This window comes from Sphingomonas sp. PAMC 26617 (assembly GCF_000242835.1).
GTDB lineage: Bacteria > Pseudomonadota > Alphaproteobacteria > Sphingomonadales > Sphingomonadaceae > Sphingomonas.
In genome coordinates this window covers 1144386-1166695 of the sequence record NZ_JH594425.1, presented here as the reverse complement: position 1 = coordinate 1166695, position 22310 = coordinate 1144386, and the positions used below count along the sequence as shown (strand labels likewise).

Sequence of the window (22310 nt, the reverse complement as noted above, 5' to 3'; positions counted from 1 at the left end):
GGGGAGCATCAAACCGCCCGCTTCCACTCGCCCCCAAACACTTCTAGACCGGCGCGCATGACCCGTCCCGTTTCCCCGACCACGCCCGCACTGTCCGTCGTTATCCCCTGCTACAACGAAGCGGCGTGTCTCGACGTGCTCCACGCGCGTGTCTCGGGCGCGGCGCGGAGCGCGGTGGGGGACGATTACGAGATCCTCCTCATCAACGACGGCTCGCGCGACGACAGCTGGCCGGTGATGCAGCGCCTCGCCGCCGCCGACCCGCGGCTGGTGGTGATCAACCTGTCGCGCAACCACGGGCATCAGCTCGCGCTCACTGCGGGGCTCGACCTGTGCAGTGGCGCGCAGATCCTGATCATCGACGCCGACCTGCAGGATCCGCCCGAACTGCTGACCGACATGCGCGCGGCAATGGCGTCGCAAGGCGCGGACGTCGTCTATGCGGTGCGCCGCAAGCGCGAGGGCGAGACGCTGTTCAAGAAGGCCACCGCCGCCGCTTTTTATCGCCTGCTCGACCGCGTGACCGATACCGCGATCCCGCTCGATACTGGCGATTTCCGGCTGATGAGCCGGCGCGCGCTCGATGCGTTCCTGTCGATGCCCGAGCAGGCGCGATTCATTCGCGGGATGGTCGCGTGGGTCGGGTTCAAGCAGGTCCCCTTCCCGTATGACCGTGCCGAGCGGCATGCGGGCGAGACCAATTACCCCTTGAGCAAGATGATCCGGCTCGCGTTCGACGCGGTCACCGGCTTCTCGACCGCCCCTTTACGCTTCGCGAGCCATCTCGGGCTCGCGCTGACGGGCGCGTCGCTGCTGCTGTTCCTCTATATCGCGGTCGGCTTCTTCAGCGGCAGTGCGGTCGCGGGCTGGACCTCGACGATGCTCGTCGTCGTTCTGCTCGGCGCGTTCCAGATGTTCGTGCTCGGAATGATCGGCGAATATCTCGGGCGGCTCTACGTCGAATCGAAGCGCCGCCCCTTGTACATCGTCGGCGACGTCGTCGGCCCGATCCAGGGCCGTGCGACGCTCGGTTATCGCGCCGAGGACCCCGCGGGCGACAGCAACGTGACGATCGAGACCCCCGGCGACAGCGGCACCCTGCCGACCAAGTGACGCTCGAACCGGAAGATCGTCTCGAACAGCCGGTTCAACACGGGCGGCGGGGGTGAATCGTCGCTGTCGTCGCGCCCGGTCATCCGCCCCGCGACGCGTGCCGCGGCGGCGAGCGGGAACAGCAGCGAATTGAAATAGCGCAACCCGTTCGAGCGCAGCCCGGCATCGCTGATCGCCTTGGCGAGCGTGCCCTTGGAATAGCGGCGATGGTGATGGTTGACCACGTCGTGCGCGCTCCACATCCAGCGGTGCGCAGGCACGGTGACGAGGATCTTGCCGCCGGGCTTGAGGCACGCCGCCATCGCGCGGAGCGCGGCCACGTCGTCCTCGATATGCTCGACCACGTCGAGCACCGCGATCAGGTCATACGCGCCGCGCTCGATCCCCGGGAGTGTCGGCAGCGGTGCGGCGCTGATCGGGCGCCCCAGCCGTTCGGACGCGATCTCGCGCGCGGCGGGGTCGATCTCGATCGCCTCGACCGAGCCGAACGCCGCAAGCATCGGCAGGTTGTGCCCGGTGCCGCAACCGATCTCGAGGATCCGCGCGTCCTTGGGCAGACCGCCCTCGCGCGTCAGATAGTCGGCGAGGATGTCGCGCCGCGCCCGATACCACCAATGCGTCGAATCATGCGCCGCCATCCGGTCGTAGACGATCCGGTCCATCAGCCGAACACCCAGATACGGTTGAGCGCGAAGGTCGCAAGCGGCACGACCGACACCGCGAACAGCAACGGGACCCAGGTCGGCTGGTGGAACCAGCCGGTGACGATCCAGGTGATCAGCGCGTTGAGCACCAGCCCGAACGCCTGCACCGCGACGAACTTGCCGTGCTGCTTGCCGCTGTTGTCGCGCGTGCCGTGCCCCTTGAAGCTCCAGTAGCTGTGGAGCGGGAAGCCGACCAGCACCGCGACCGCGAAGGCGAACGGCACCGCGTAGACCGCGTGCGCCGGCTCGAACACATAATGCGTCAGCGGCAGGTACACCGCGGCGTAGACGATCGTGGACAGCCCCCCGGCAATGCCGAAGCGGATGATCTGCCCGAGCATTCCGCTGTCGCGGAGGCTTTGAAACTGTCGGTTGAGTGCTGTCACGTTCGCTTGCCCTTTACGCCTGCCGCACTAGAGGGCGTTCTCGTTCTAGGAAAGCGTTTTGGATGAATGACGGTTCGCTGACGCGCACGCTGGAGCGCGACTGGGTTCGCTGGAGCCTGATCGCCTGGGGCCTGATCGCGCTGTACTACGTCATCAGCCGCTGGACCGGGATCCATTTCCTCCAGCTCGGCGATACCGACGACAACATGCGCCTGATGCAGGTGCGCGCCTGGCTCGGCGGGCAGGGCTGGTACGACCTGCGGCAATATCGCATGAACCCGCCGCTCGGCTTCGACATGCACTGGAGCCGGATCGTCGATCTGCCGCTCGCCGGACTGATCGTGCTGCTGCGCCCGTTCGTCGGGGTGCGCGAGGCGGAAATGCTCGCGTGCGGGATCGCGCCGCTGCTGCCGCTGAGCATCGTGATCCTCGGGCTCGGTGCGACGGTGCGGCGGCTGATCGACCCGCGCGCGTGGCCGGTCGCGATCGGGCTGCTGATCGTCTGCCCAGCGACGATGCCGATGTTCATGCCCGAACGGATCGACCATCACGGCTGGCAGCTCGCAATGTTGAGCCTCACCGTCGCAGGTCTGTGCGACCCGCGCGCGGCGCGCGGCGGTGCGATCGTCGGGCTGGCAAGCGCGGTGTCGCTTGCGATCGGACTCGAGATGCTCCCCTATGCCGCGATGGCGGGGGTGATCCTCGCGCTGCGCTGGGTTTGGGATCGGACGGAGGCGCAGCGGCTGAGCGTCTATGCGCTCAGCCTCGGCGGCGGCTGCGCGATCGGTTATGCGCTGTTCGCCTCTTATGCCAACAGCGTGCTGCGCTGCGATGCGCTGACGCCGGTGTGGCTGAGCGTCATGGTCGTGGGTGGCGCGCTGCTGTTCGCGATGGCCTGGGCCAACCCCGCCAACCGCTGGGTCCGCCTCGCGCTTGCGCTGGCGGCGGGCGGGGTGGTCGTCGTCGGCTTCGCTTTGGTGTTCCCGCAATGCCTCGGGCGGCCGGAACAGGTTTCGCCCGAGCTGGCGAAGACCTGGCTCAACAACGTCCGCGAAGCCAAGCCGATCTACGAGCACCCGTTCCGCACCGCGTTCGTCATCGCGGTGCTGCCGATGATCGGCGTGCTCGGCGCGATGCTCGCGACGTGGCGTGCGCGCGGGACCGCGCGGGGCGGGCTGTGGGCCCCGGTCCTGTTGTTCGTCGCCTTCGCCGCGCTGATGCTGCTGTGGCAGATCCGCGCGGGGCCAGCCGCGCAGATGCTGTCGGTGCCGGGGTCGGCGGCGCTGATCTGGCTGCTCGTGCCGATGACGCTGCGGAGCCGCAGCAGTGTCGTGCGCGTGCTGGGGACGGCGGGGGTGGTGATCCTTGCCTCGGGGTCGTTCACCGGGCCGGTGATGACTCCGCTCGACCTGCGCTGGACCGGGCTCAACCTGCGCTACACGCCGCCCGACCGGCCGACCAAGCGAGTCCAGGTGGTCGACCGTGCAGGCGCGCGCTGCCCGACGATGACGGCGCTGTCGCCGCTCGACCGGATCCCGGCGCAGATCGTGTTCACTTTCGTCGATCTCGGGCCGCGGCTGATCACGCTGACGCATCATAGCGCGATCGCGGGACCGTATCACCGCAACGGCGATGCGATCCTCGACGTGCAGCACGCCTTCTCGGGCACGCCCGAGAATTTCCGCGCGACCGCCAGGCGGCATGGCGCGACGTTGCTGCTGGTGTGCCCGAACCTGTCCGAATCGACGATCTACCGCGTCCGTTCGCCGAACGGTTTCTATGCGCAGCTTGCGCATCGCAAGACGTTCGACTGGCTCGAGCCGATCGACCTGCCGCGCGGGTCACCGTTGCGGTTGTGGCGCATCAAGCCGGAGTAAAAGAGCGCGGGGTTCGTCGCCGCGGGCGGTCGGGGGTCCGCACCGCCGCGGCAGGATCGCGCGCGCCACGAGATATTCCCAGATCGCCGTGCGGTCCTGTTCCGCTTCCGGCGTCCAACGGACGTTCACGCCTCGTCGGTAACCCGCGCCCGGCGCGCCGCGAACACGGCCTCGATCGCCGCATCTGGAGTGCCACGGTCTTCCCGACGCGAACCGCGCGCTGTATCGACCTTCTGCTGAACAAACGCGCCGTGCTGGCGGCGCACGAATTCGCGCATCAATTCCTGGACAATCTGCGGCGCGGGACGGTGACTCGCCTCTGCTGCGGCCATAAACGCGTCCCGCAGGTCGCTCTCGAGCTCCATCGTGAAAACGGCAGCTTTTGGCATTGCGTCCTCTCCAGGTACCAACGCGGTATATACCGGGGTGGTGACAAGGACAACGTGATCGGGATGCCGTCGTGCCCTCAGGCCAGACTCACCCGCACCCCGTCGATCACGAACTGCACCGCCAGTGCCGCGAGCAGCACGCCGAGCAGACGCGTGATCACCGCCTCGATCTTCGCGCCGAGCACGCGCATGATCGGCCCCGCCGCGAGCAACGCGACCAGCGTCAGCAGCAGGATCGTCACCAGCGCCGCCAGCACGACGGCCGAACGCTCAAGCCCCTCGTTGCGGCCCATCAGCAGCATGACCGAGGCGATCGACCCCGGCCCCGCGATCATCGGCATCGCCATCGGGAAGATCGACACGTCCTCGACCTCGGGGTCGTTCGCGACCTTGGCGGCGCGATCCTCGCGGCGCTCGGTGCGTTTCTCGAACACCATTTCCAGCGCGATCAGGAACAGCATGATCCCGCCCGCGATCCGGAACGAGGAAAGGCTGATCCCCAGCCCGCGTAGCAACGCCTCGCCGAACAGCGCGAACACCAGCAGGATTCCCGCCGCGACCATCACCGCGCGGACCGCCATCGCGCGCGAATGCGCGGGCGAGGCACCCGCGGTCAGCCCGGCATAGATCGGCGCGCAGCCGGGCGGATCGATCACCACGAAGAAGGTGATGAGCGAGGAGATGAAGAGTTCGATCATGCGCCGACCGCCATCCGGGCGGCGATCACAGGGCCGCCTCGTCGAGCACCACGCCTTCGCGCCGTGCCGCCGACACGAGCGTGTTGCGCAGCAGGCACGCGATCGTCATCGGGCCGACTCCGCCCGGCACGGGCGTCACCGCGCCCGCGACGCTCATCGCGCCCGCGAAATCGACGTCGCCGACGAGCCCCGCCTCGGTCCGGTTGATCCCGACGTCGATCACGGTCGCGCCCGGCTTGAGCCAGTCGCCCTTGACCATCTCGGGCCGTCCGACCGCCGCGATCACGATGTCCGCGCGCTTGACCACGGTCGACAGGTCGCGCGTGCGCGAATGCGCGACGGTGACGGTGCAGCTCTCGGCGATCAGCAATTGCGCCATCGGCTTGCCGACGATGTTCGACCGGCCGATCACCACCGCGTCGAGCCCGGTCAGGTCGCCGAGCGTGTCCTTGAGCAGCATCACGCAGCCGAGCGGGGTGCACGGCACGAAGCCTGCGATTCCGGTCGCGAGCCGTCCGGCATTGACCGGGTGGAAACCGTCGACGTCCTTGTCGGGGTCGATCCGCGTCGTCACCGCGCGCTCGTCGATATGGCCGGGAAGCGGGAGCTGGACGAGGATCCCGTCGATCGCGGAATCGGCGTTGAGCGTGTCGACCAACGCGAGGAGTTCGTCCTGCGCGACGTCGGCCGCGAGGCGATGCTCGATGCTGATCATCCCCGCGCCCTGCGTCGCCTTGCCCTTGTTGCGGACATAGACCGCGGAGGCGGCATCCTCGCCCACCAGCACGACCGCGAGGCCGGGCGCGCGACCGGCGCTTTCGGTAAAGGTCGCGACCTGCGCGGCGATGCGCGTGCGCAGGCCGGCGGCGAACGCCTTGCCGTCGATGATCGTAGCGGTCATGCGGTCAGCTCCGGCTCAGAGCGGCGCGCCGACGAGCAGATGCGCGTCGTAATTGTTGAGCACGATGCTGATGATCTTGAGCGTCAGCAGCAGCGCGAACGGCGCGAGGTCGATCTGCCCGAAATCGGGGAGGATCCGGCGGAACGGGCGATACAGCGGCTCGGTCCCGCGCTCGAGCCCGTTGTAGATCGACCGCACCAGTTCGTTGTGCGTGTTGATGATGTTGAACGAGACGAGCAGCGACAGGACCACCTGAATCAGCACGATCGTCGTTATCGCGCTGATCAGGACCTGCAATATCTGGATGATCGTATGCAAAATGGCGTCTCCGGGCGTTGAGCTGTGCGATCCTAGCGGTATCTCGCAAATGCGAACACCCCCTTAGCGTCTTGCGACGGTGCTACATCGTTTCGCGGTGTGCGCGGACCGATCCCGCGCCCACCCCCGCCCCGCCCCCGCCGTCATGCTGAACTCGTTTCAGCATCTACCGCGCAACGGGTGCGGACGCGACTTGCGGCACGGTGGACCCTGAAACGCGTTCAGGGTGACGGCAGACAAAAAAGTCCGGATCGCTCAGCGCCGGACCAGCGTCCCCGCCCCGCGATCGGTGAAGATCTCCAGCAGCATCGCATGCGGCACGCGCCCGTCGAGGATGACCGCCGCGCCGACGCCGCTTTCCACCGCATGGACGCACGTCTCGAGCTTGGGGATCATCCCGCCCGAGATCGTCCCGTCGGCGCGCAGCCGGGCGACGCCCGCCGGATCGAGATCGGTGACAAGCTCCTTGTCCTTGTCGAGCACGCCGACCACGTCGGTCAGCATGAACAGCCGTTCCGCCCCCAAGGCGGCGGCGATCGCGCCCGCCATCGTGTCGGCGTTGATGTTATAGGTATGGCCGTCGGTGCCGATCGCGATCGGCGCGACCACCGGGATGATGCCGGCCTCGGACAGCGTATCGATGATCCGCCGGTCCACGCCCACCGGCGTGCCGACGAACCCGAGATCGACGTGCCGCTCGATCCCCTGCAGCGTATCGGGCGTCTCGCGCCCGACCTTGACCGCGGTGACGAAGTTCGAATCCTTCCCCGAAATCCCGACCGCGCGGCCGCCCGCCTGGCCGATCCAGCCGACGATTTCCTTGTTGATCGATCCTGCGAGCACCATTTCGGCGATCCGCGCGGTTTCCGCATCGGTCACGCGCAGGCCATCGACGAAGCGCGATTCGACCCCCAAACGCTTGAGCATCGCGCCGATCTGTGGCCCGCCGCCGTGGACGACGACCGGGTTGATCCCGACCGCCTTCATCAGCACGACGTCCTCGGCGAAATCGCGCGCCGCTTCGGGGTCGCCCATCGCGTGCCCGCCATATTTCACGACGAAGGTCTTGCCGGCGTACCGCTGCATGTAGGGCAGCGCCTCGACCAGCGTTTCGGCCTTGGCGAGCAAGGCTGGGGCGGGGGAATGATCGGTCATGCCCGCGCCTTATCGCTTAAGTCACCCGCGATCCAGCCGCCGCCCGATCCCAACCACCAGATAGATCAGCGGCGGCACCAGCACCGCCGACAGCGTCACCTTCGCGAGCATCTGCCCGGCGAGCAGCGACCCGATCGGGAACACGCCGTAAAACGCGATCGTCACGAACAGCAGCGTATCGACGATCTGGCTGAGGATGCTCGAGATCCCCGCGCGCAGCCACAACAGCCCGCCCTTCTCGTTGCGCTTGAGCCAGCTGAAGATCGTGACGTTGAGCGTCTGCGAAATTCCGTAGGCGACGATCCCGCCGAGCCAGATCCGCGGCGTGCCGCCCATCATCAGCGCGAACGCATCGCGCCGCGCGGGCTCCATCGCGGGCGCGGCGGGGGCGGCGAGCACCGCGATCGACAACAGGATCGACGCGATCAGCGGCACGAACCCGATCTGCACCAGCCGGTTGGCGACCGTCCGCCCGTGAAGTTCCGCCACCGCGCTCGACACGACGACGAGCAGCAGGAACGCGAAGATCCCGGATTCGACCGCAAGCGGCCCGATCCCGACGAGCGGCCCGAGCAGCGAGATCGGCCCGAGCGAGACCTGCTTGTTGCCGAGCACCCCCGCGATGCAGACCATGCCGCCGTAGAAGATCGAAAAGGCGAAAAGCGAACGCGAGATCGCAGGAGCAGGTGTCGTCATCGCGGGCGACGCTAGCGGATCGCGTGCGGAAAGGGAATCTGTTCCCGGAGGGCGGGATTCGGGGGGAATGCGGTAGCCGACCGGCGCCTCAAACGCTGCCGTCATGCTGAACTTGTTTCAGCATCCACCGTGCAACAGGCCCGGTCCGGACTCGCGGCGGGCTGGATCCCGAAACGCGTTCAGGATGACGGGGGTTTGTAGGAACCGCGCGCAATCGGAACGCACCCGCCACTTTCTCCCTCGCCCCCTAGCCCTATCTGCGTCTGCGTGTATGGTCCGCCCCCGGTAGCGCGCCGAAATTTGGGGAGTGCGCGCGAAACTGCGGGGAATACGTGGACAAATTTCCGATCGGCATCCTGGGCATCGTCGTGATCCTGGGGCTCGCCGTCCTGTTGTCGACCAATCGCCGCGCGATCCGTCTCCGTGTCGTGGGGGCCGCCTTCGCGCTGCAGGTGGCGATCGCGATCCTCGTGCTCCACAGCACGATCGGGCGCCGGATGATCGAGGGCATGTCGCGCGGCGTGTGGAACCTGCTCGGCTATGCCAAGGCGGGGACCACGACGATCTTCGGCGGGCTGGCGAGCGACCCGACGTTCGGCACCGCATTCGCCTTTTCGGCTTTGCCCGTCATCATCTTCTTCGCGGCGCTCGTGTCGATCCTCTATCACCTCGGGATCATGCAGTTCGTGATCCGCTGGGTCGGCGGCGCGATCGAGAAGGTGATCGGCGTGTCCAAGGTGGAAGCGCTGTGCGCCGCCGCCAACATCTTCGTCGGGCAAAGCGAATCGCCGCTGGTGATCCGCCCGTATCTCGCCGGGCTGACCCCGCCGCAACTGTTCGCGGTGATGACGGTCGGCATGTCGGGGGTCGCGGGGACGATCCTGCTCGCCTACGCGACGTTCCTCGGCCAGGGCGCGCTGCCGTATCTGCTCGCCGCGTCCTTCATGTCCGCGCCGGGCGGGTTGCTGATGGCCAAGATCATCATGCCCGACGAGACCACCGCGCCCGCGGGCGAACTCGCGCTCGGCGACGATCCCGAGGAAGCGGTGCTCCACGTCGCCGAAAAGGCGCTCGAGGAAGAACGCGCCGCCAACATCATCATGGCCGCCGCCAACGGCGCGCAGACCGGCGTGCGGATCGCGGTCGCGGTCGGCGCGATGGTGCTCGCGTTCGTCGGGCTGGTCGCGCTCGCGAACGGGATCCTCGGCGGGATCGGCGGGTGGTTCGGCTATCCCGACCTCAGTTTCCAGGGGATGCTCGGCTTCGTCTTCGCGCCCGTCATGTTCCTGCTCGACATCCCGTGGACCGAGGCGCGCGCGGCGGGCGAACTGTTCGGGCAGAAGATCGTGCTCAACGAATTCGTCGCGTTCATCGACCTCGGCAAGATGAAGACCCTGTCGCCGCACACCACCGCAGTGGTGACGTTCGCGCTGTGCGGCTTCGCCAATTTCTCGTCAATCGCGATCCAGATGGCGTCGGCAGGAAGTCTCGCGCCCAACCAGCGCCCGATGATCGCCAAGCTCGGGTTGCGGGCATTGGCAGCGGGGAGTCTGGCGAATCTGATGTCGGCGGCATTGGCGGGGTTGTTGCTGGGCTAACGGTCTGAAGGTGCCTTGACGATCCCCTCCCCCCTTCCGTTCGCCCTGAGCGAAGTCGAAGGGCCGGCGTGGCGCGGGGGCTTCGACTGCGCTCAGCCCGAACGGATGTTTGGCGCGTAAGTGGGTCGGGTGCGGCTTCAGGCCAGCACCGCCACCTCCGCCCCCGCCTCATCCCGCTGCGCATAACGCCGCGCGAGCGTTGCGCAGACGAACAGTTGCGCCTGATGAAACAGCATCAACGGCAGCACGATCAGGCTGACCGAATGGCCCGCGAACAGGATCGTCGCCATCGGGATTCCGCCCGCCATGCTCTTCTTCGATCCGCAGAAGACGATGGCGATCTCGTCCGCTTTCGAAAATCCGAGCCAGCGGCTGAGCAGCGTCGTGATCGCCAGAATAACCGCGAGGATCACCAGATCGATCCCCAGCACGATCCCGAGATCGCCCGGCGACAGGCTGGTCCACACCCCCGCCACGACCCCGGCGCTGAACGCGGCATAGACGACCAGCAGGATCGACCCGCGATCGACCACCGAGGTGATCGTCCGATGCGCGACCAGCCACGCGCCGATCACCGGGCGCGCCACCTGTCCGGCGACGAACGGCAGCAGGATCTGCAGCGCGATCCCCTCGATCGCATGGAGCGACACCCCGCCCCCGACCGAGCGCAACAGCAACGCCACGAGCAACGGCGTCAGCACGACGCCGAGCAGGTTGGAAACCGACGCGCTGCACAGCGCCGCGGGGACATTCCCGCGCGCGATCGACGTGAAGGCGATCGACGACTGGACGGTCGACGGCAGCAGGCACAGGTACAGCAGGCCGACCGCGATATCCTCGGGCAACCAGGCGCGCGTCGCCCAATAGGCACCGAGCCCGATCACCGGGAAGATCAGGAAGGTGCTCGCGAACACCAGCGACTGCAGCCGCCAGTGCGTGATCCCCGCCCACACCGCCCCCGGCGACAGTCGCGCGCCATACAGGAAGAACAACAGCCCGACCGCGATCGTGACGCTCCCCTCGGCGATCGGCTGCGCCGCGCCGCGCGCGGGAAATACGAAGGCGAGCGCGACCGTCGCGATCAGCATCAGCAGATAGGGGTCGATCGGCAAACGGCCGATCAGTGCGCGCAGCATGGTCATGGATATCGTCCTGTTGTCCGCCCCCGAAATACGCGTCGCATCCGCCATCCACAATCGTGATGGACAGGATAACAGTCATCACACATCATGATGATCATGGATCGGATCAGCCCGGAACTGCTGCGTGCGTTCGTCACGGTGGTCGAGACCGGCAGCTTTACCGCTGCCGCGCGGACGCTCGGGACCGGGCAGTCGACGGTCAGCCAGCAGATCAAACGCCTCGAGGCGCTGGCGGGGCGGCGGCTGCTCGCGCGCGATACGCACCGGGTCGCGCTGACAGTTGCGGGGGAGAGCTTCCTCGATCCCGCGCGGAAGATTCTCGAGGCGTATGACGCGCTCGACCGGCATCTGACGGGCGTTCCGCTGCGCGGGCGGTTGCGGTTCGGCGCGTCGGAGGATTTCGTCCTGTCCGCGCTGCCCGACGTGCTCGCGAGCTTTGCGCGGCGGCATCCCGAAGTCGATCTGCTGGTGACGGCGGGGTTGAGCCAGACGCTCTACGACGCGTTCGACGCGGGGCAGCTCGACATCGTCCTCGCCAAACGCCGCGCAGGCGATCCGCGCGGGGTGACCGCATGGCGCGAACAGGTCGCCTGGGTCTCGCGCGCCGATTACGCGCTCGACGCCACCGCGCCGCTGCCGCTGCTGCTCTATCCCCCGCCGAGCGTCACGCGCGCGATGGCGATCGCGACGCTGGATGCGGCGCGGCGGCCGTGGCGCGTCGCCTTCACCAGCGCGAGCCTCAGCGGCCTCACCGCCGCCGCGCGCGCCGGGGTCGGGATCATGCCGCATTCGCTCCGGCTGCTTCCCGCCGGGCTCGCGCGGGTTGCGGCGGATACCCTGCTCCCGGCGTTGCCCGAGATCGAATTCGTCATCCTCGGCCCCGGCCGGGGGGAGCCGGTGGCGGAGGCGCTGACCCGGTCGATCCTGCAGTGGGCGACCGTCGGCTGACCGGCCAGTTCCCGTGTCGTACGGTTTCATCCTGGTGAAATCGGAACCTTCGTTGCGGATCGCCAACGAGGAGACAGGAGAGGCAGCCGATACAACGACCGCACGATCCGACAGCACGACGCGACGATGCCCGACCGGGCGGACGTAACCCTTGATACGGAACGATTTGCGCCGTCCGGCCTTCCTCCCCTGACACTCGGGAGAATGATGATGGAAGACGCACGGCTGTGGAGCTTCGAGGAAAGCCTCTGGACCGAAGGCCCGGACAATTACCGCGAAAAGGTCGACGCCGACGTGGTGATGGTCCTGCCACGCCCGCCGTTCGTGCTGCAGGGCAGCGCGGCGATCGACGCGGTCGCGGATACGCCAGTGTGGGACAGCGCCGAACTTACCGAACGCACGGTGTCGCGCCCGCAGGAAGGGCTGATCGTGATCGGCTATCACGTCCACGCGCAGCGCGGCGACGAGGCGTATGATGCGCATTGCACCTCGGTAATCCGTCGCCTCGAGCATGACGTATGGCGCGTCGTCCAGCATCAGCAAACGCCGATGCTGACCAAATCGGTCGAGCGGTAACACGGGAGGCAATGATGAGCGACGACACCACAGTCCAGGTCCGCCAGCGTGAGATCGCAACCGAGCATCTGCTGTTCAAGCTGATGGAATATGTCGAGGACAAGCATCCGGGGCTGCTCGAGTATCTCGAAGGCAGCCTCGATCACCTCGGCGATCCGGCGCGCGACGGGACGCAGGACGACGAAGCCGTGCGCGGGATCGCGAGGAAGATGATCGTGGGGGCGCGGAAGCAGGGGATGGCGTCAGGCGACTAGGGCGCGGCAAAACATCCGCCACACCGTCACCCCGGGCTTGTCCCGGGGTCCACCGTCCAGCAAACTCGAAGTTTGAGGAAGCGCGGCGCGGTGGACCCCGGGGCACGCCTGGGGTGACGGTCGAAATGCCGGTACCCTACCCCAGCATCGCTTTCTTCAGCTTGGCATGTGCCGAGGCCTTGATCTGGCACACCCGCGCCGCGCCCACGCCGATCACCAGCCCGATTTCCTCGAGGTTCATTTCCTCGACATAATAAAGCTGGATCACCAGCGCCTCGCGCTCGGGCAGCGCGGTGATCGCGGCGATCAACGTGTCGCGTTCCTCGCTCTCCGAAAGCTGCGCGAAGGCGTCGGGTTCGTCGCTTGCGAACCAAGGGCCTTCGTCCGAATACAAATCCTCGATCGGCTCCAATCGAACCGGCTGCGCGCTCGCATAATCGATCCGCAGTTTCTCGCGCGACACCCCCAGCCGCGCCGCGACCGCCGCCTCGTCGGGCGCGCTTCCAAGCTCGGTCGTCATCACCGCAACCGTCTGCGCATATAGCCGCTTGCGTTGCATCGCGCCGCGCGTGAGCGTGGCCGAACGCCGCAGCGCATCGATCATCGCGCCGCGCACGCGCGTCATCAGATATTGCTCGAACGTCACCTGCCCGCGCTCCTCGAACGCGCCCGCCGCCTCGACCAAGGCGACCAGCCCGATCTGGACGAGATCCTCGACCTCGACCGAGGAGGACATGCTGCCGTGGACATGCCAGGCGATCCGCCGGACCAGCGGCAAATGCTTCTTCGCGAGCAGCTTGAGGTCGGGCCCGGCGGCGGTGCGGCCATAGACCAGCGGCTGCGCATCGGTGAAGGCGTTGGGCGAAAGCTGCATCATGCGGGCAGGGCTCCGGGAGCGCCGATCACGGCGACGACTTCGACGGCTTTTTCTTCCGGCACTTCGAAGAAGCTCATCACCGGAATGTCGGGCAGGCAGGTCTTGACCAGCTTGCGGATCGCGACGCGGATCGCGGGCTGGACGACGAGCGCGAACGGCTTGGCCTCGTCGACCAGCGGCTGCGCGGCGCGTTGCAGCGCATCGACGATGCGACGGCCGAGATCGGGCTCGATCGTGTGGCGGCGCGACGGATCGGCGCGCATCGCCTGGCCGAGCAGCCCCTCGAGCCCGCCCTCCAGCGTCATCACGCGCAGCGGCTCGCGCACGCCGCAGATCTTGCCGATGATCAGCCCGCCGAGATCGGGGCGGATCGCCTCGATGATTTCCTCGGCATCGAGCGTGCGTTGTGCGGCTACCGCGATCGCGGCGGCGATCCGGCGGAATTCCTTGAGCGGGATGTTCTCCGCGAGCAGCCCGCGCAGCACCTGCGTCAGCGTGGTGAGCGGGAGCGGGTTGGGCGACAGCGACGCGACGAGGCTGGCGGCGCGGTCCTTCAACCCGTCGAGCAGCGACTGGACTTCGTCGGGGCCGAGCAGCTCGGCCGAATGCTGGGTGAGCTGATGGTTGAGGTGCGTCGCCATCACCGTGCCCGGATCGACAACGAGATAGCCCGCACCCGTCGCCGCATCGGCATCCCCCGCCGCGATCCACACCGCGTCGAGCCCGAAGGTCGGGTCCTTCGCGCGCTTGCCCATCAGCCCGCCGATCGCCTGCCCGGTGTCGAGCGCGAGCATCTCGTCGGGCGACACGCTGTCCTCGCCGACGACCACGCCGCCGACGACGATCCGGTAGGTGTAGGGCGGCAGGTTGATGTCGTCGCGGACGCGGACCTGCGGGATGACGAAGCCCATGTCCTTCGACAATTGGCGGCGGACCCCGGTGATCCGGCCCATCAAAGGCGCACCGCGACGTTCGTCCACGAGCGGCACGAGGCCGTATCCGATGTCGAGGTTGACCTGCATGAGGTCGGACACTTCGTCCCAGCCGATCTTCGAATGATCGACCGGCTCGGGCGCGACCACCTCGACCGGGGCGGGGCGGCGCGATGCCTGGCGCATCTTCCACGCGGCGAACCCGGCGAGCCCGGCGGCGGGGAGGATCACCAGATGCGGCATCCCCGGCATCAGCCCGAGCAGCGCAAGGATGATCGCGACCGGCGTCCACGTCCGCGCCGAGCCGAACTGGCTGCCGATCTGGCCCGCGAGATCCATGCTGGACGTGACGCGAGTCACGATCGCGGCGGCGGCGATCGACAGCATCAGCGACGGAATCTGCGCCACGAGCGCATCGCCGATCGCGAGCAGCACATAATTGTGCGCGGCGGCCGCAATCGTCATGCCGTGGCTGACGGGGCCGAGGATCAGCCCGCCGACGATGTTGGCGGCAAGGATCAGCAGGCCGGCGACCGCGTCGCCCTTCACGAACTTGGACGAACCATCCATCGAGCCGTAGAAATCGGCTTCGGTCGAAACCTCGATCCGGCGCGCCTTGGCTTCGTCCGGCGTGATCAGCCCGGCGTTGAGATCGGCGTCGATCGCCATCTGCTTGCCCGGCAACGCATCGAGCGTGAAGCGCGCGCTGACTTCGGACACGCGGCCTGCGCCCTTGGTGACGACGATCATGTTGATGATCACGAGGATCGCGAAGACGAACAGGCCGACGACATAATCGCCGCCGATCAGGAACGTCCCGAACGCTTCGATCACATGGCCCGCCGCGCTTTCGCCCTCATGCCCGTGGACTAGCACGACGCGGGTCGAGGCGACGTTGAGGCTCAGGCGGAACAGCGTGGCGAACAGCAGCACGGTCGGGAAGGCGGAGAAATCGAGCGGCTTCTGGGCGTTGAGGCTGACCATCAGCACCGCGAGGCTGATCGTGATGTTCATGATGAAGAACACGTCGAGCATCGCCGCCGGGATCGGCACGACCATCAGCACGACCAGCAACAGGATCGCGACCGGCAGCGCGGCGGAGCGCAGCAGCGGCATCACGCCGCCTGGCTTGGGGGACAAGGCCACTGGATCAGGCTCCCATCGTCGCGAGCATCATGTACGCGAGCCGCGCGGTATTCGGGGTCGGGCGGAGCAGGCTCGCGGTCTCGGTGCGCGTGCCGGCCAGACTGCCCCCAAGACTGGTGGTGCCGCTCAACTGCGCGAGCGTGTTCTGCGCCCAGACCGCGGCGTCGGAGGTCGACTGCTCGCCATTGCCGGGAATGACGTCCGCGCCCCATTCGCCCAGCCGCGTCGCGGACAGGCCGGAGGTCGCATCGGTCGGCTGCGTCGCGCCCGCGGCATCGAGCTTGGCGGCGAAGCGGCCGTAGATCTGGCCGAGCGAGCGCGGCGCGCCGGTCGAATCGTAGAAGACGCTGCGGTTGGCATTGGCGGCGGCGGGGAACATCGCGGCGCCGCTGCGGTCCGGGTTCGCCTGCATCGCGGTGAGGAACTGCCGCGCGCCGCCCAGGCCCAGGAAATGCGCCATGTAGAGATCGGTGCTGGTCGCGGCGCGCCCGAGCGAGCCCTCGATCGCGCCCTTGTTGTCGCTGGCATGCTCGGCGGCCATCAGCGAGGCGGCGGTCGGATCGTTGCGGAGCGACAGGATCGCCTGGCGGGTCGCGGGGTCGTTGACGACCGCCTTGCCGCTCGCGCTGGTCGAGATCGCGTTCGCGGCCCAGCCGAGGCCGTGCTCCGCGCCATGCGCCTTGACCACGCGGAGCCAGCTCTGGTCGACGAACTGATACAGGCCGCTCGCGCTCGACGTGCCCGAATGCGCGTTGCTGCGCATCCCGCTCTCGAGCTTGGCCTGGCCCATCAGATAGTTGAAATCGATGCCGGTCTTCTGGCTCGCGTTCGCGATCGCGGTGCGAATTGACCCGCCCGCGCCGGTCGCGTCGGCGGCTCCGTTCAGGATGGAAAGCGGATTGAAAGGCATTGGTCCCCGGCTTTTGATCCGCGATCAGGCGGACAGCCAGGTATCAGCAAGAGACGTGCCAGTTTTCGGGGGCTGCTTCTTCCTACCTTTACTTCCCCGGCGAAGGCCGGGGCCCAGGAGAGAGGCAGCAGTGGCGGCGGTCAGCGCTTCGTTACGAAAACCTGCGCGACTGGGCCCCGGCCTTCGCCGGGGAAGAAGAAGGGGACGTCACATCGCCCCTCAGGCGAACGCCGCCAGCCCCATCCCCGCGCGATACACGCTCCCCGGTGCCGATCCCATCGCCACCCCGGCAGACCCGGTCAGATTTTGCAGGCGGCGGCGAACATTTGCCGCCATCAGGTTGACGTAGATCCGGCAGGTGTCGTTGAGCCGCTGCGCTTCCTCGGCCAAGGCGCGGGTTTCGGCGCCCGGGGGCAGATCCCCGAACGCCGCGACCGCTTCGATCCGCATCAATTTGTCGTTGGTCGCCTGTTCCAACGCGCGCACGTCGTTGGTCTTGAGCGCCTCGATTTCGGCATGCAGCGCTTCGATCACGGCGATGAGGGCGTCGCGGCGCGTTTCGGGCGGCATCATTTCTTGGGGCTCCAGTTGAGCTTCAGGGCGAGCATGCGGTCGGCGATCGTGTCGGGGGTGAGCGGATAGGTGCCGTTGCGCACCGCGCGGCGGACATCCTCGACATGCTGGCTATCGACCGGCACGCCCTTGCCGACTTCCGACGCGACCGCCGACAGCTCGAGCGGCTGGCGCGCGGGATTGGCCGGCTGTTTGGCCGCAGCCGCGATCGTCGTCACCGGCGGGGTCGAAATGACCGGCCGATCCGGCGTTGAAACAGTCTTGGGTCCGATCGCGTCCACCACATCAGCACCTTTGGGAAGAGATGACGAAAGGTATAACGACCGGTCCGGGCAAAGCTTAAATCATTCTGTCCAACCTGGCAGCGTCGCGCTTCCCGCCGCGGTCGCGACCGCCTGGACCGGGTTCCGTTGGTCGTCGACCTTGACCATGAACCGCCCGCCCACGACCGCATCGCCGACCGCGACGCCTTCGCGCGTGATCGAGAAGCCGGGCGACCCCGCGCTGATCGTGACCGGATCGCCGCGCTTGATGACATAGACCGCCTTGATCGCGGCGGGCTGCGCGCTCGGCGTGATGACCAGCGGGCTTGCGCCCCTGGGCAGGACGGCGGGGAGCTTGACCGGGACGAACAGCCGCCATTCGGGGCCGGTGCAGGTGACGACCACCGCGTCGTGCGTGTCGGTGCGCCACGCCATCGACACCATCGGACAGGCGGCAAGCTTCAGCCGCGCATCCACGGGCGTGCGCGCGCCGCCCTCATTGCCGACGCCGTGTCCGGTGAAGGCGGCAACCGCGCGATCGATCGCCCCGGTATCCTGGAATGGCGCGGCCAATGCGGGGGTGGCGACGAGCCCGAGGAGGAACAGCGGGAAACGGCGCATGATGGATCAGGTCCTTTTGGCGGCTAGGGGAGCGGCAGGGGGAGCGGCAACCGGAACGGCAGCGTCTTGCCGGTTGCCGGCAAACCCCGTCGTCACGCTGACGCCGCGCCGGCCGGACCGGCCGGCGGCGGTGATGGCGATGCGATCGGGGGCGATTCCCGCGGTGATCAGCGCACTTGCGACCGATCGCGCGCGGTCGGCGGCGAGCAGCGCTGCGCTATGGGTGGTGGGATCGACATCCTGCGGCGAGCCGTCGACCATCCCCGTCACCGCAAGCATCGCCCGCGGATCGCGCAGCGCCTCGCGTGCCCAGTCGGACAGCGCGGCGACCGGACCCGGCAGCTCCGCCGACCCCTGCGCAAAGCCGCCGACCGCATTGGCGGTGACCGGCATCGGTGCCGGCGGGACGATCGCGCCCGTGTCGGGCGCACCGAAGCCCGCGCGAATCCCGCGCGCGAGGGTGCCGCCGTCGAGCTGCTGATTGGCCTGGATGAAGACGAAGAACGCGACGAGCAGCAACGCCAGATCCGCCAGCGTCATCAGCCACGCAGGGCGCACGGCGGCGATCTCGGGCAGGTCGTCGTCGGGCGCGATCATGCCGATTTCGCCACGGCGAGCGGGCGGCGCGGCTGTTCGCGCGTTGCCAGCGCGATCAACGGGGGTTCGAGCCGCAGCCGGTCGACCGCCTCGTCGCGCGCGATCCGGCGCAGCCGCGCGGCAATCGGCGCGAGCACGAGATTGGCGAGCAGCGCGCCGTAGAGCGTGGCGAGCAACGCGACCGCCATCGACGCGCCGATCGCGCGCGGATCCTGCATTTTGACGAACATGCCGACCAGCCCGATCAGCGTGCCGACCATCCCCATCGCAGGCGCGGTCTCGGCGGCACCCGACCAGAGTTCGGCGCTTGCGGCGGCGCGCTCGGCGCGCGCGCGGCGGCGCTGGCGGAGCAGCTCGGCGATCTCCTCGGGCGCGGCGCCATCGACGATCGCGGCGACCGCGGCGGCGATGTCGGGGTCGGCGATCACCGAGCGGTCGAGCGCGAGCACCCCGTGGCGCTTGGCGATCCGCCCGAACGCGGCGATCTGCTCGACCAGCGGATCGGCGGCGAACCGCGGTGCGGCCAGCATGCGGAGTGCCGCAATGCCCCGCCCGAGGTCGCCCGCGGGCGTACGCAGCACGACCGCCGTCAGCGTACCGCCGACGACGATGGCGAAGGCGATGGGGTCGAGGAACGGGGCGAGGGTCATTGGCATCGCAGCGACCACTGCAAGCCGTGGGCCAATCTGGTAAACGCTCCCGCCTGCACCCGGGCGGAGGCCAGGGCCGCCGGGGCAGCGGCAGCGGCGGCAACCGGCTTGCCGCCGCCCGGCAAGCCATTGCCGCTTTGCCAGTGCTTCGCTTGCCGCCCGGCCCCCATGCGCATTTGGCACGCCCCTTGCTGAGACCTGGCTGCGCAATGAGGCGCTGGAGACGGGCGATGCCCAGCGAAGGACTGTTCGGGGTACATGGTGCGGCACTCGAGGTGCGATCGCAGCGCATGGGTGTGCTCGCGTCCAACATCGCGAACGCGTCCACGCCCGGCTTCAAGGCGCAGGACATCGATTTCCAGACCGCGCTGTCGTCCGCCGAAAGCGCGATCGATACCGGCGGCAGCGCCAGCATCGCCGGCGCGATGCGTTATCGTACCGCGTCGCAGCCGTCGCTCGACGGGAACACCGTCGAACTGTCGACCGAGCAGACCGCCTTCGCCGAAAACGCCGTCGCCTATCAGACGACGCTCTCCTTCCTCAACGGGCGGATCGGCCAGATCACCCGTGCTCTGAAGGGTGAATAACAGATGGCCGACCAACCGCTTTCCATCTTCCAGGTCGCCGGACGCGCGATGTCCGCGCAGCTCGTGCGGATGAACACCACTGCATCGAACCTCGCCAATGCGGGCGCGGTCACGAGCAGCGCGGACACCGCCTACAAGACGATCAAGCCGGTCTTCCGCACGCAATATGACAAGGCGTCCGGTCTCGCGACGGTCAACGTCGAGAGCATCGTCACCGCGGGCGAAGGCCCGACCAAGGTCTACGATCCGTCGCATCCGCTCGCCGACAAGGATGGCAACATCTGGCAGTCGGGCGTCGATGAAACCCGCGAGCTGGTCGACATGATGGAGACCTCGCGCAGCTACCAGAACAACGTCGAGGTCATGCAGACCGCGAAGTCGCTCATCCTCGATACCCTCAAATTGGGACGCTGATCATGGCCTCCACGTTCGATTCCACGCTCAACAGCCTTGGCATCAATGCCACCACCACCGCCAAGGCGAGCGCGCCCAAGACGTCGTCGACGCTCGGCACCGGCGATTTCCTCAAGCTGATGACCGCGCAGCTCAACAACCAGGACCCGTTCTCGCCGGTCGACAACACGCAGATGGTCGCGCAGCTCGCCCAGATCTCGAGCACGTCGGGAATCGCGGACATGGGCACCACGCTCAAGGCGATCCAGGACAAGCTCGGCGCGACCACGCCGAGCGACGCGCTCGCCTATGTCGGGCGTACGGTGCTGACCGAGGGATCGACCGCTTACGGGCGCGCCGCGGGCGGGCTCGCCGGCGCGGTCGAGCTCGACAAGGACGCGACCAACGTCACCGTGTCGATCAAGGACGCCAACGGCCAGACGCTCAACACGCTGTCGCTCGGCGCGCAGAAAGCGGGCACCGCGACCTACGACTGGGACGGCAAGACCGCCGACGGCGCGGAGGCGGGGACCGGGCCGTTCACCGTCTCGGTCAACGCCGCGAACGGCGGTGACAGCGTCACGTCGCGCAACCTCGTCTGGGCGCCGGTCGCCGCGGTCTCGCTGCCCGCCTCGGGCACCCCGATGCTCACCCTGCCCGGGATCGGACAGGTCGCCGCCAGCGCCGTCCGCCAGGTCGGCTGATCCCTTTCCTCGCTTAATCCGAATCGCACAGGAGCAACCCGATGTCCTTCTACACCTCGCTCAGCGGCCTGCAGGCCGCGCAGACCGAACTCTCGACCGTGTCGCACAACCTCGCCAACGTCTCGACCAACGGCTTCAAGAAGAGCCGCACCGATTTTGCCGACGTCATCGCGTCGAGCATCGCGACCGATCCGACCAAGCTCGTCGGCTCGGGCGCGGTGGTGAAGTCGAACCGCCAGCAGTTCGGCGAGGGCAACCTCAAGACGACCGGCTCGTCGCTCGACCTCGCGATCACCGGGGACGGCTTCTTCGCGGTCAAGACCAGCGGCGTGAACACCGCGACCGCCTACACGCGCAACGGCGCGTTCCAGGTCGATCCGGCGACGCACAACATCGTCGACGCGCAGGGCTCGGCGCTGCTCGGCTATCCGGTCGACGCCAAGGGCAACACCACCGCGAGCGGCACCGACGGCCTGATCGCGCTGAACCTGCCCGAGACCAACGGCACGCCCGCCGCAACCAGCAATGTCGGGCTCAAGATCAACCTGTATGCCGCCGCCTCGGTCCCCAGTGCGGCGTTCTCGCCGACCAACGCGTCGAGCTACAACAGCTCGACCGCGACGACGATCTACGATTCGGCGGGCAAGGCGAGCACGCTCACCAGCTATTACGTTCATACCGGCACCGATGCCTGGACCGTCCACAGCTATGTCGGCGACCAGGAGCTCAAGGTCGGCGGGTCGAACGCGGGCACGCCGGTGACGTTCGACGCATCGGGCAACCTGTCCTCGACGCCGTCGTCGGTGACCTATGACTCGTTCAACCCGATCACCGGGGGCGTCGCGCAGGCGATCAAGCTCGATCTCGCGGGATCGACCCAGCAGTCGAGCCCCTTCTCAGTCAACGCCAAGACCGCGGACGGTGCCTCGGTCGGCGAGCTCGCCGGCGTGTCGGTCGACAAGCAGGGCATCGTCTCGGCGAACTATTCGAACGGCGACACGGTCGCGCTCGGCAAGGTCGCGCTCGCCAACTTCGCCAACCCGACCGGGCTGCGCCAGACCGGCAACAGCTATTGGTCGTCGACCGGCATCTCCGGCAGCGCGGCGCTCGGGTCGGCGAACGAGAACGGCTTCGGTTCGCTCAGCGCAGGCACGCTCGAAGGCTCGAACGTCGATATCACCGAGGAACTGGTCGACCTGATCGCCGCGCAGCGCAACTTCCAGGCGAATGCCAAGGCGCTCGATATCAACGGCCAGATTTCGCAGACCATCTTCAACATCCGCAACTGATCTAGACGGAACC

27 protein-coding genes are annotated in these 22310 nt (G+C 67.8%); 10 read left to right on the top strand and 17 right to left on the bottom strand.

Annotated elements, in window-relative coordinates; all coding sequences use genetic code 11:
- The first annotated feature begins 57 nt into the window (after positions 1 to 57).
- On the top strand, positions 58 to 1113 hold the full coding sequence (locus tag RH91_RS05025; RefSeq protein WP_029623614.1) for a glycosyltransferase family 2 protein: 1056 nt from the start codon (positions 58 to 60) through the stop codon (positions 1111 to 1113).
- Here the strand turns inward: RH91_RS05025 and RH91_RS05020 are convergent.
- Together RH91_RS05020 and RH91_RS05015 are read right to left on the bottom strand one after the other, a co-directional pair.
- Positions 1032 to 1775 (bottom strand): class I SAM-dependent methyltransferase, encoded by a 744-nt coding sequence (locus tag RH91_RS05020; protein ID WP_010161488.1) that lies wholly within the window; start codon positions 1773 to 1775, stop codon positions 1032 to 1034. The two genes, RH91_RS05025 and RH91_RS05020, sit on opposite strands and share 82 nt — an antisense overlap.
- Entirely contained in the window at positions 1775 to 2158 is a 384-nt protein-coding gene (locus tag RH91_RS05015) for a GtrA family protein (protein ID WP_010161487.1), read from the bottom strand. The genes RH91_RS05020 and RH91_RS05015 overlap by 1 nt, the downstream gene beginning before the upstream one ends.
- Positions 2159 to 2265: 107 nt before the next feature.
- Between RH91_RS05015 and RH91_RS05010 the strand changes: the two genes are divergently transcribed.
- Positions 2266 to 4080: a hypothetical protein gene (locus RH91_RS05010; protein WP_010161486.1), complete on the top strand. Its 1815-nt coding sequence runs from the start codon at positions 2266 to 2268 to the stop codon at positions 4078 to 4080.
- A 125-nt stretch (positions 4081 to 4205) separates the two neighbouring features.
- On the opposite strand, the gene RH91_RS05005 is transcribed toward RH91_RS05010, so the two are convergent.
- The 6 genes from RH91_RS05005 to RH91_RS04980 all read right to left on the bottom strand — a co-directional run bounded on the left by RH91_RS05005 (position 4206) and on the right by RH91_RS04980 (position 8237).
- Positions 4206 to 4469: a hypothetical protein gene (locus RH91_RS05005; RefSeq protein ID WP_029623613.1), complete on the bottom strand. Its 264-nt coding sequence runs from the start codon at positions 4467 to 4469 to the stop codon at positions 4206 to 4208.
- Between the two features lie 77 nt (positions 4470 to 4546).
- Positions 4547 to 5167 (bottom strand): MarC family protein, encoded by a 621-nt coding sequence (locus RH91_RS05000; protein ID WP_010161484.1) that lies wholly within the window; start codon positions 5165 to 5167, stop codon positions 4547 to 4549.
- Positions 5168 to 5192: 25 nt separating this feature from the next.
- Entirely contained in the window at positions 5193 to 6068 is an 876-nt protein-coding gene (folD, locus tag RH91_RS04995; protein ID WP_010161483.1) for a bifunctional methylenetetrahydrofolate dehydrogenase/methenyltetrahydrofolate cyclohydrolase FolD, read from the bottom strand.
- 15 nt (positions 6069 to 6083) lie between these two features.
- Positions 6084 to 6386, bottom strand: coding sequence for a YggT family protein (locus RH91_RS04990; protein WP_010161482.1), 303 nt, complete (start codon positions 6384 to 6386; stop codon positions 6084 to 6086).
- Between the two features lie 255 nt (positions 6387 to 6641).
- Positions 6642 to 7541: an acetylglutamate kinase gene (gene argB, locus RH91_RS04985; protein WP_010161481.1), complete on the bottom strand. Its 900-nt coding sequence runs from the start codon at positions 7539 to 7541 to the stop codon at positions 6642 to 6644.
- 21 nt (positions 7542 to 7562) lie between these two features.
- Positions 7563 to 8237 carry a queuosine precursor transporter gene (locus RH91_RS04980; RefSeq protein ID WP_010161480.1) on the bottom strand — a complete coding sequence of 225 codons (675 nt, stop codon included), beginning with the start codon at positions 8235 to 8237 and terminating at the stop codon, positions 7563 to 7565.
- A 332-nt stretch (positions 8238 to 8569) separates the two neighbouring features.
- Between RH91_RS04980 and RH91_RS04975 the strand changes: the two genes are divergently transcribed.
- A complete protein-coding gene (locus RH91_RS04975; protein ID WP_010161479.1) occupies positions 8570 to 9835 on the top strand; it encodes a NupC/NupG family nucleoside CNT transporter in 1266 nt (421 codons plus the stop codon).
- A gap of 137 nt (positions 9836 to 9972) precedes the next feature.
- On the opposite strand, the gene RH91_RS04970 is transcribed toward RH91_RS04975, so the two are convergent.
- Positions 9973 to 10977 (bottom strand): bile acid:sodium symporter family protein, encoded by a 1005-nt coding sequence (locus tag RH91_RS04970; protein ID WP_010161478.1) that lies wholly within the window; start codon positions 10975 to 10977, stop codon positions 9973 to 9975.
- 96 nt (positions 10978 to 11073) lie between these two features.
- Here RH91_RS04970 and RH91_RS04965 point away from each other — a divergent pair, with 96 nt between their 5' ends.
- From RH91_RS04965 to RH91_RS04955, 3 genes are all read left to right on the top strand, one after another.
- A complete protein-coding gene (locus RH91_RS04965) occupies positions 11074 to 11925 on the top strand; it encodes a LysR substrate-binding domain-containing protein (RefSeq protein ID WP_029623611.1) in 852 nt (283 codons plus the stop codon).
- Positions 11926 to 12129: 204 nt separating this feature from the next.
- Positions 12130 to 12501, top strand: coding sequence for a DUF4440 domain-containing protein (locus RH91_RS04960; RefSeq protein ID WP_198283227.1), 372 nt, complete (start codon positions 12130 to 12132; stop codon positions 12499 to 12501).
- Between the two features lie 14 nt (positions 12502 to 12515).
- Positions 12516 to 12755 (top strand): hypothetical protein, encoded by a 240-nt coding sequence (locus tag RH91_RS04955; protein WP_037479192.1) that lies wholly within the window; start codon positions 12516 to 12518, stop codon positions 12753 to 12755.
- A 136-nt stretch (positions 12756 to 12891) separates the two neighbouring features.
- On the opposite strand, the gene RH91_RS04950 is transcribed toward RH91_RS04955, so the two are convergent.
- The 8 genes from RH91_RS04950 to RH91_RS04915 all read right to left on the bottom strand — a co-directional run bounded on the left by RH91_RS04950 (position 12892) and on the right by RH91_RS04915 (position 19324).
- Complete coding sequence (locus RH91_RS04950) at positions 12892 to 13632, bottom strand: sigma-70 family RNA polymerase sigma factor (RefSeq protein ID WP_010161473.1); 741 nt, start codon at positions 13630 to 13632, stop codon at positions 12892 to 12894.
- Positions 13629 to 15680, bottom strand: coding sequence for a flagellar biosynthesis protein FlhA (gene flhA, locus RH91_RS04945; RefSeq protein ID WP_010161472.1), 2052 nt, complete (start codon positions 15678 to 15680; stop codon positions 13629 to 13631). Before flhA ends, RH91_RS04950 begins: the two co-directional genes overlap by 4 nt.
- Positions 15681 to 15714: 34 nt before the next feature.
- A complete protein-coding gene (locus RH91_RS04940; protein ID WP_010161471.1) occupies positions 15715 to 16620 on the bottom strand; it encodes a hypothetical protein in 906 nt (301 codons plus the stop codon).
- A gap of 219 nt (positions 16621 to 16839) precedes the next feature.
- Positions 16840 to 17193 (bottom strand): flagellar protein FlgN, encoded by a 354-nt coding sequence (locus RH91_RS04935; RefSeq protein ID WP_010161470.1) that lies wholly within the window; start codon positions 17191 to 17193, stop codon positions 16840 to 16842.
- A complete protein-coding gene (locus tag RH91_RS04930) occupies positions 17190 to 17474 on the bottom strand; it encodes a flagellar biosynthesis anti-sigma factor FlgM (RefSeq protein WP_010161469.1) in 285 nt (94 codons plus the stop codon). The genes RH91_RS04935 and RH91_RS04930 overlap by 4 nt, the downstream gene beginning before the upstream one ends.
- Positions 17475 to 17537: 63 nt before the next feature.
- Entirely contained in the window at positions 17538 to 18077 is a 540-nt protein-coding gene (locus RH91_RS04925; protein WP_010161468.1) for a flagella basal body P-ring formation protein FlgA, read from the bottom strand.
- A 6-nt stretch (positions 18078 to 18083) separates the two neighbouring features.
- The gene (locus RH91_RS04920; protein ID WP_010161467.1) at positions 18084 to 18674 is read right to left on the bottom strand and encodes an OmpA family protein; all 591 of its coding nucleotides are present in this window, start codon (positions 18672 to 18674) and stop codon (positions 18084 to 18086) included.
- The gene (locus tag RH91_RS04915; RefSeq protein ID WP_010161466.1) at positions 18671 to 19324 is read right to left on the bottom strand and encodes a motility protein A; all 654 of its coding nucleotides are present in this window, start codon (positions 19322 to 19324) and stop codon (positions 18671 to 18673) included. Before RH91_RS04915 ends, RH91_RS04920 begins: the two co-directional genes overlap by 4 nt.
- A 230-nt stretch (positions 19325 to 19554) precedes the next feature.
- Here RH91_RS04915 and flgB point away from each other — a divergent pair, with 230 nt between their 5' ends.
- From flgB to RH91_RS04895, 4 genes are read left to right on the top strand one after another with little or no spacing between them, the layout of a single operon-like run.
- Entirely contained in the window at positions 19555 to 19911 is a 357-nt protein-coding gene (gene flgB / locus RH91_RS04910; RefSeq protein WP_010161465.1) for a flagellar basal body rod protein FlgB, read from the top strand.
- A 3-nt stretch (positions 19912 to 19914) separates the two neighbouring features.
- Positions 19915 to 20325: a flagellar basal body rod protein FlgC gene (gene flgC, locus RH91_RS04905; RefSeq protein WP_010161464.1), complete on the top strand. Its 411-nt coding sequence runs from the start codon at positions 19915 to 19917 to the stop codon at positions 20323 to 20325.
- 2 nt (positions 20326 to 20327) lie between these two features.
- A complete protein-coding gene (locus RH91_RS04900) occupies positions 20328 to 21008 on the top strand; it encodes a flagellar hook assembly protein FlgD (protein ID WP_010161463.1) in 681 nt (226 codons plus the stop codon).
- 41 nt (positions 21009 to 21049) lie between these two features.
- Entirely contained in the window at positions 21050 to 22297 is a 1248-nt protein-coding gene (locus RH91_RS04895) for a flagellar hook protein FlgE (protein WP_010161461.1), read from the top strand.
- The last annotated feature ends 13 nt before the right edge of the window (positions 22298 to 22310 follow it).

Coding starts and splice junctions, on each gene's coding strand:
- flgC (WP_010161464.1), top strand. CDS start 19,915: ATGGCCGACCAACCGCTTTCCATCTTCCAGGTCGCCGGACGCGCGATG.
- RH91_RS05025 (WP_029623614.1), top strand. CDS start 58: ATGACCCGTCCCGTTTCCCCGACCACGCCCGCACTGTCCGTCGTTATC.
- RH91_RS05005 (WP_029623613.1), bottom strand. CDS start 4,469: ATGCCAAAAGCTGCCGTTTTCACGATGGAGCTCGAGAGCGACCTGCGG.
- RH91_RS04970 (WP_010161478.1), bottom strand. CDS start 10,977: ATGACCATGCTGCGCGCACTGATCGGCCGTTTGCCGATCGACCCCTAT.
- RH91_RS05000 (WP_010161484.1), bottom strand. CDS start 5,167: ATGATCGAACTCTTCATCTCCTCGCTCATCACCTTCTTCGTGGTGATC.
- RH91_RS04960 (WP_198283227.1), top strand. CDS start 12,130: ATGATGATGGAAGACGCACGGCTGTGGAGCTTCGAGGAAAGCCTCTGG.
- RH91_RS05020 (WP_010161488.1), bottom strand. CDS start 1,775: ATGGACCGGATCGTCTACGACCGGATGGCGGCGCATGATTCGACGCAT.
- RH91_RS04965 (WP_029623611.1), top strand. CDS start 11,074: ATGGATCGGATCAGCCCGGAACTGCTGCGTGCGTTCGTCACGGTGGTC.
- flhA (WP_010161472.1), bottom strand. CDS start 15,680: ATGCCGCTGCTGCGCTCCGCCGCGCTGCCGGTCGCGATCCTGTTGCTG.
- flgB (WP_010161465.1), top strand. CDS start 19,555: ATGCCCAGCGAAGGACTGTTCGGGGTACATGGTGCGGCACTCGAGGTG.
- RH91_RS04940 (WP_010161471.1), bottom strand. CDS start 16,620: ATGCCTTTCAATCCGCTTTCCATCCTGAACGGAGCCGCCGACGCGACC.
- RH91_RS04950 (WP_010161473.1), bottom strand. CDS start 13,632: ATGATGCAGCTTTCGCCCAACGCCTTCACCGATGCGCAGCCGCTGGTC.
- RH91_RS05015 (WP_010161487.1), bottom strand. CDS start 2,158: ATGCTCGGGCAGATCATCCGCTTCGGCATTGCCGGGGGGCTGTCCACG.
- RH91_RS04935 (WP_010161470.1), bottom strand. CDS start 17,193: ATGATGCCGCCCGAAACGCGCCGCGACGCCCTCATCGCCGTGATCGAA.
- RH91_RS04925 (WP_010161468.1), bottom strand. CDS start 18,077: ATGCGCCGTTTCCCGCTGTTCCTCCTCGGGCTCGTCGCCACCCCCGCA.
- RH91_RS04980 (WP_010161480.1), bottom strand. CDS start 8,237: ATGACGACACCTGCTCCTGCGATCTCGCGTTCGCTTTTCGCCTTTTCG.
- RH91_RS04955 (WP_037479192.1), top strand. CDS start 12,516: ATGAGCGACGACACCACAGTCCAGGTCCGCCAGCGTGAGATCGCAACC.
- folD (WP_010161483.1), bottom strand. CDS start 6,068: ATGACCGCTACGATCATCGACGGCAAGGCGTTCGCCGCCGGCCTGCGC.
- RH91_RS04900 (WP_010161463.1), top strand. CDS start 20,328: ATGGCCTCCACGTTCGATTCCACGCTCAACAGCCTTGGCATCAATGCC.
- RH91_RS04895 (WP_010161461.1), top strand. CDS start 21,050: ATGTCCTTCTACACCTCGCTCAGCGGCCTGCAGGCCGCGCAGACCGAA.
- argB (WP_010161481.1), bottom strand. CDS start 7,541: ATGACCGATCATTCCCCCGCCCCAGCCTTGCTCGCCAAGGCCGAAACG.
- RH91_RS04920 (WP_010161467.1), bottom strand. CDS start 18,674: ATGATCGCGCCCGACGACGACCTGCCCGAGATCGCCGCCGTGCGCCCT.
- RH91_RS04915 (WP_010161466.1), bottom strand. CDS start 19,324: ATGACCCTCGCCCCGTTCCTCGACCCCATCGCCTTCGCCATCGTCGTC.
- RH91_RS05010 (WP_010161486.1), top strand. CDS start 2,266: ATGAATGACGGTTCGCTGACGCGCACGCTGGAGCGCGACTGGGTTCGC.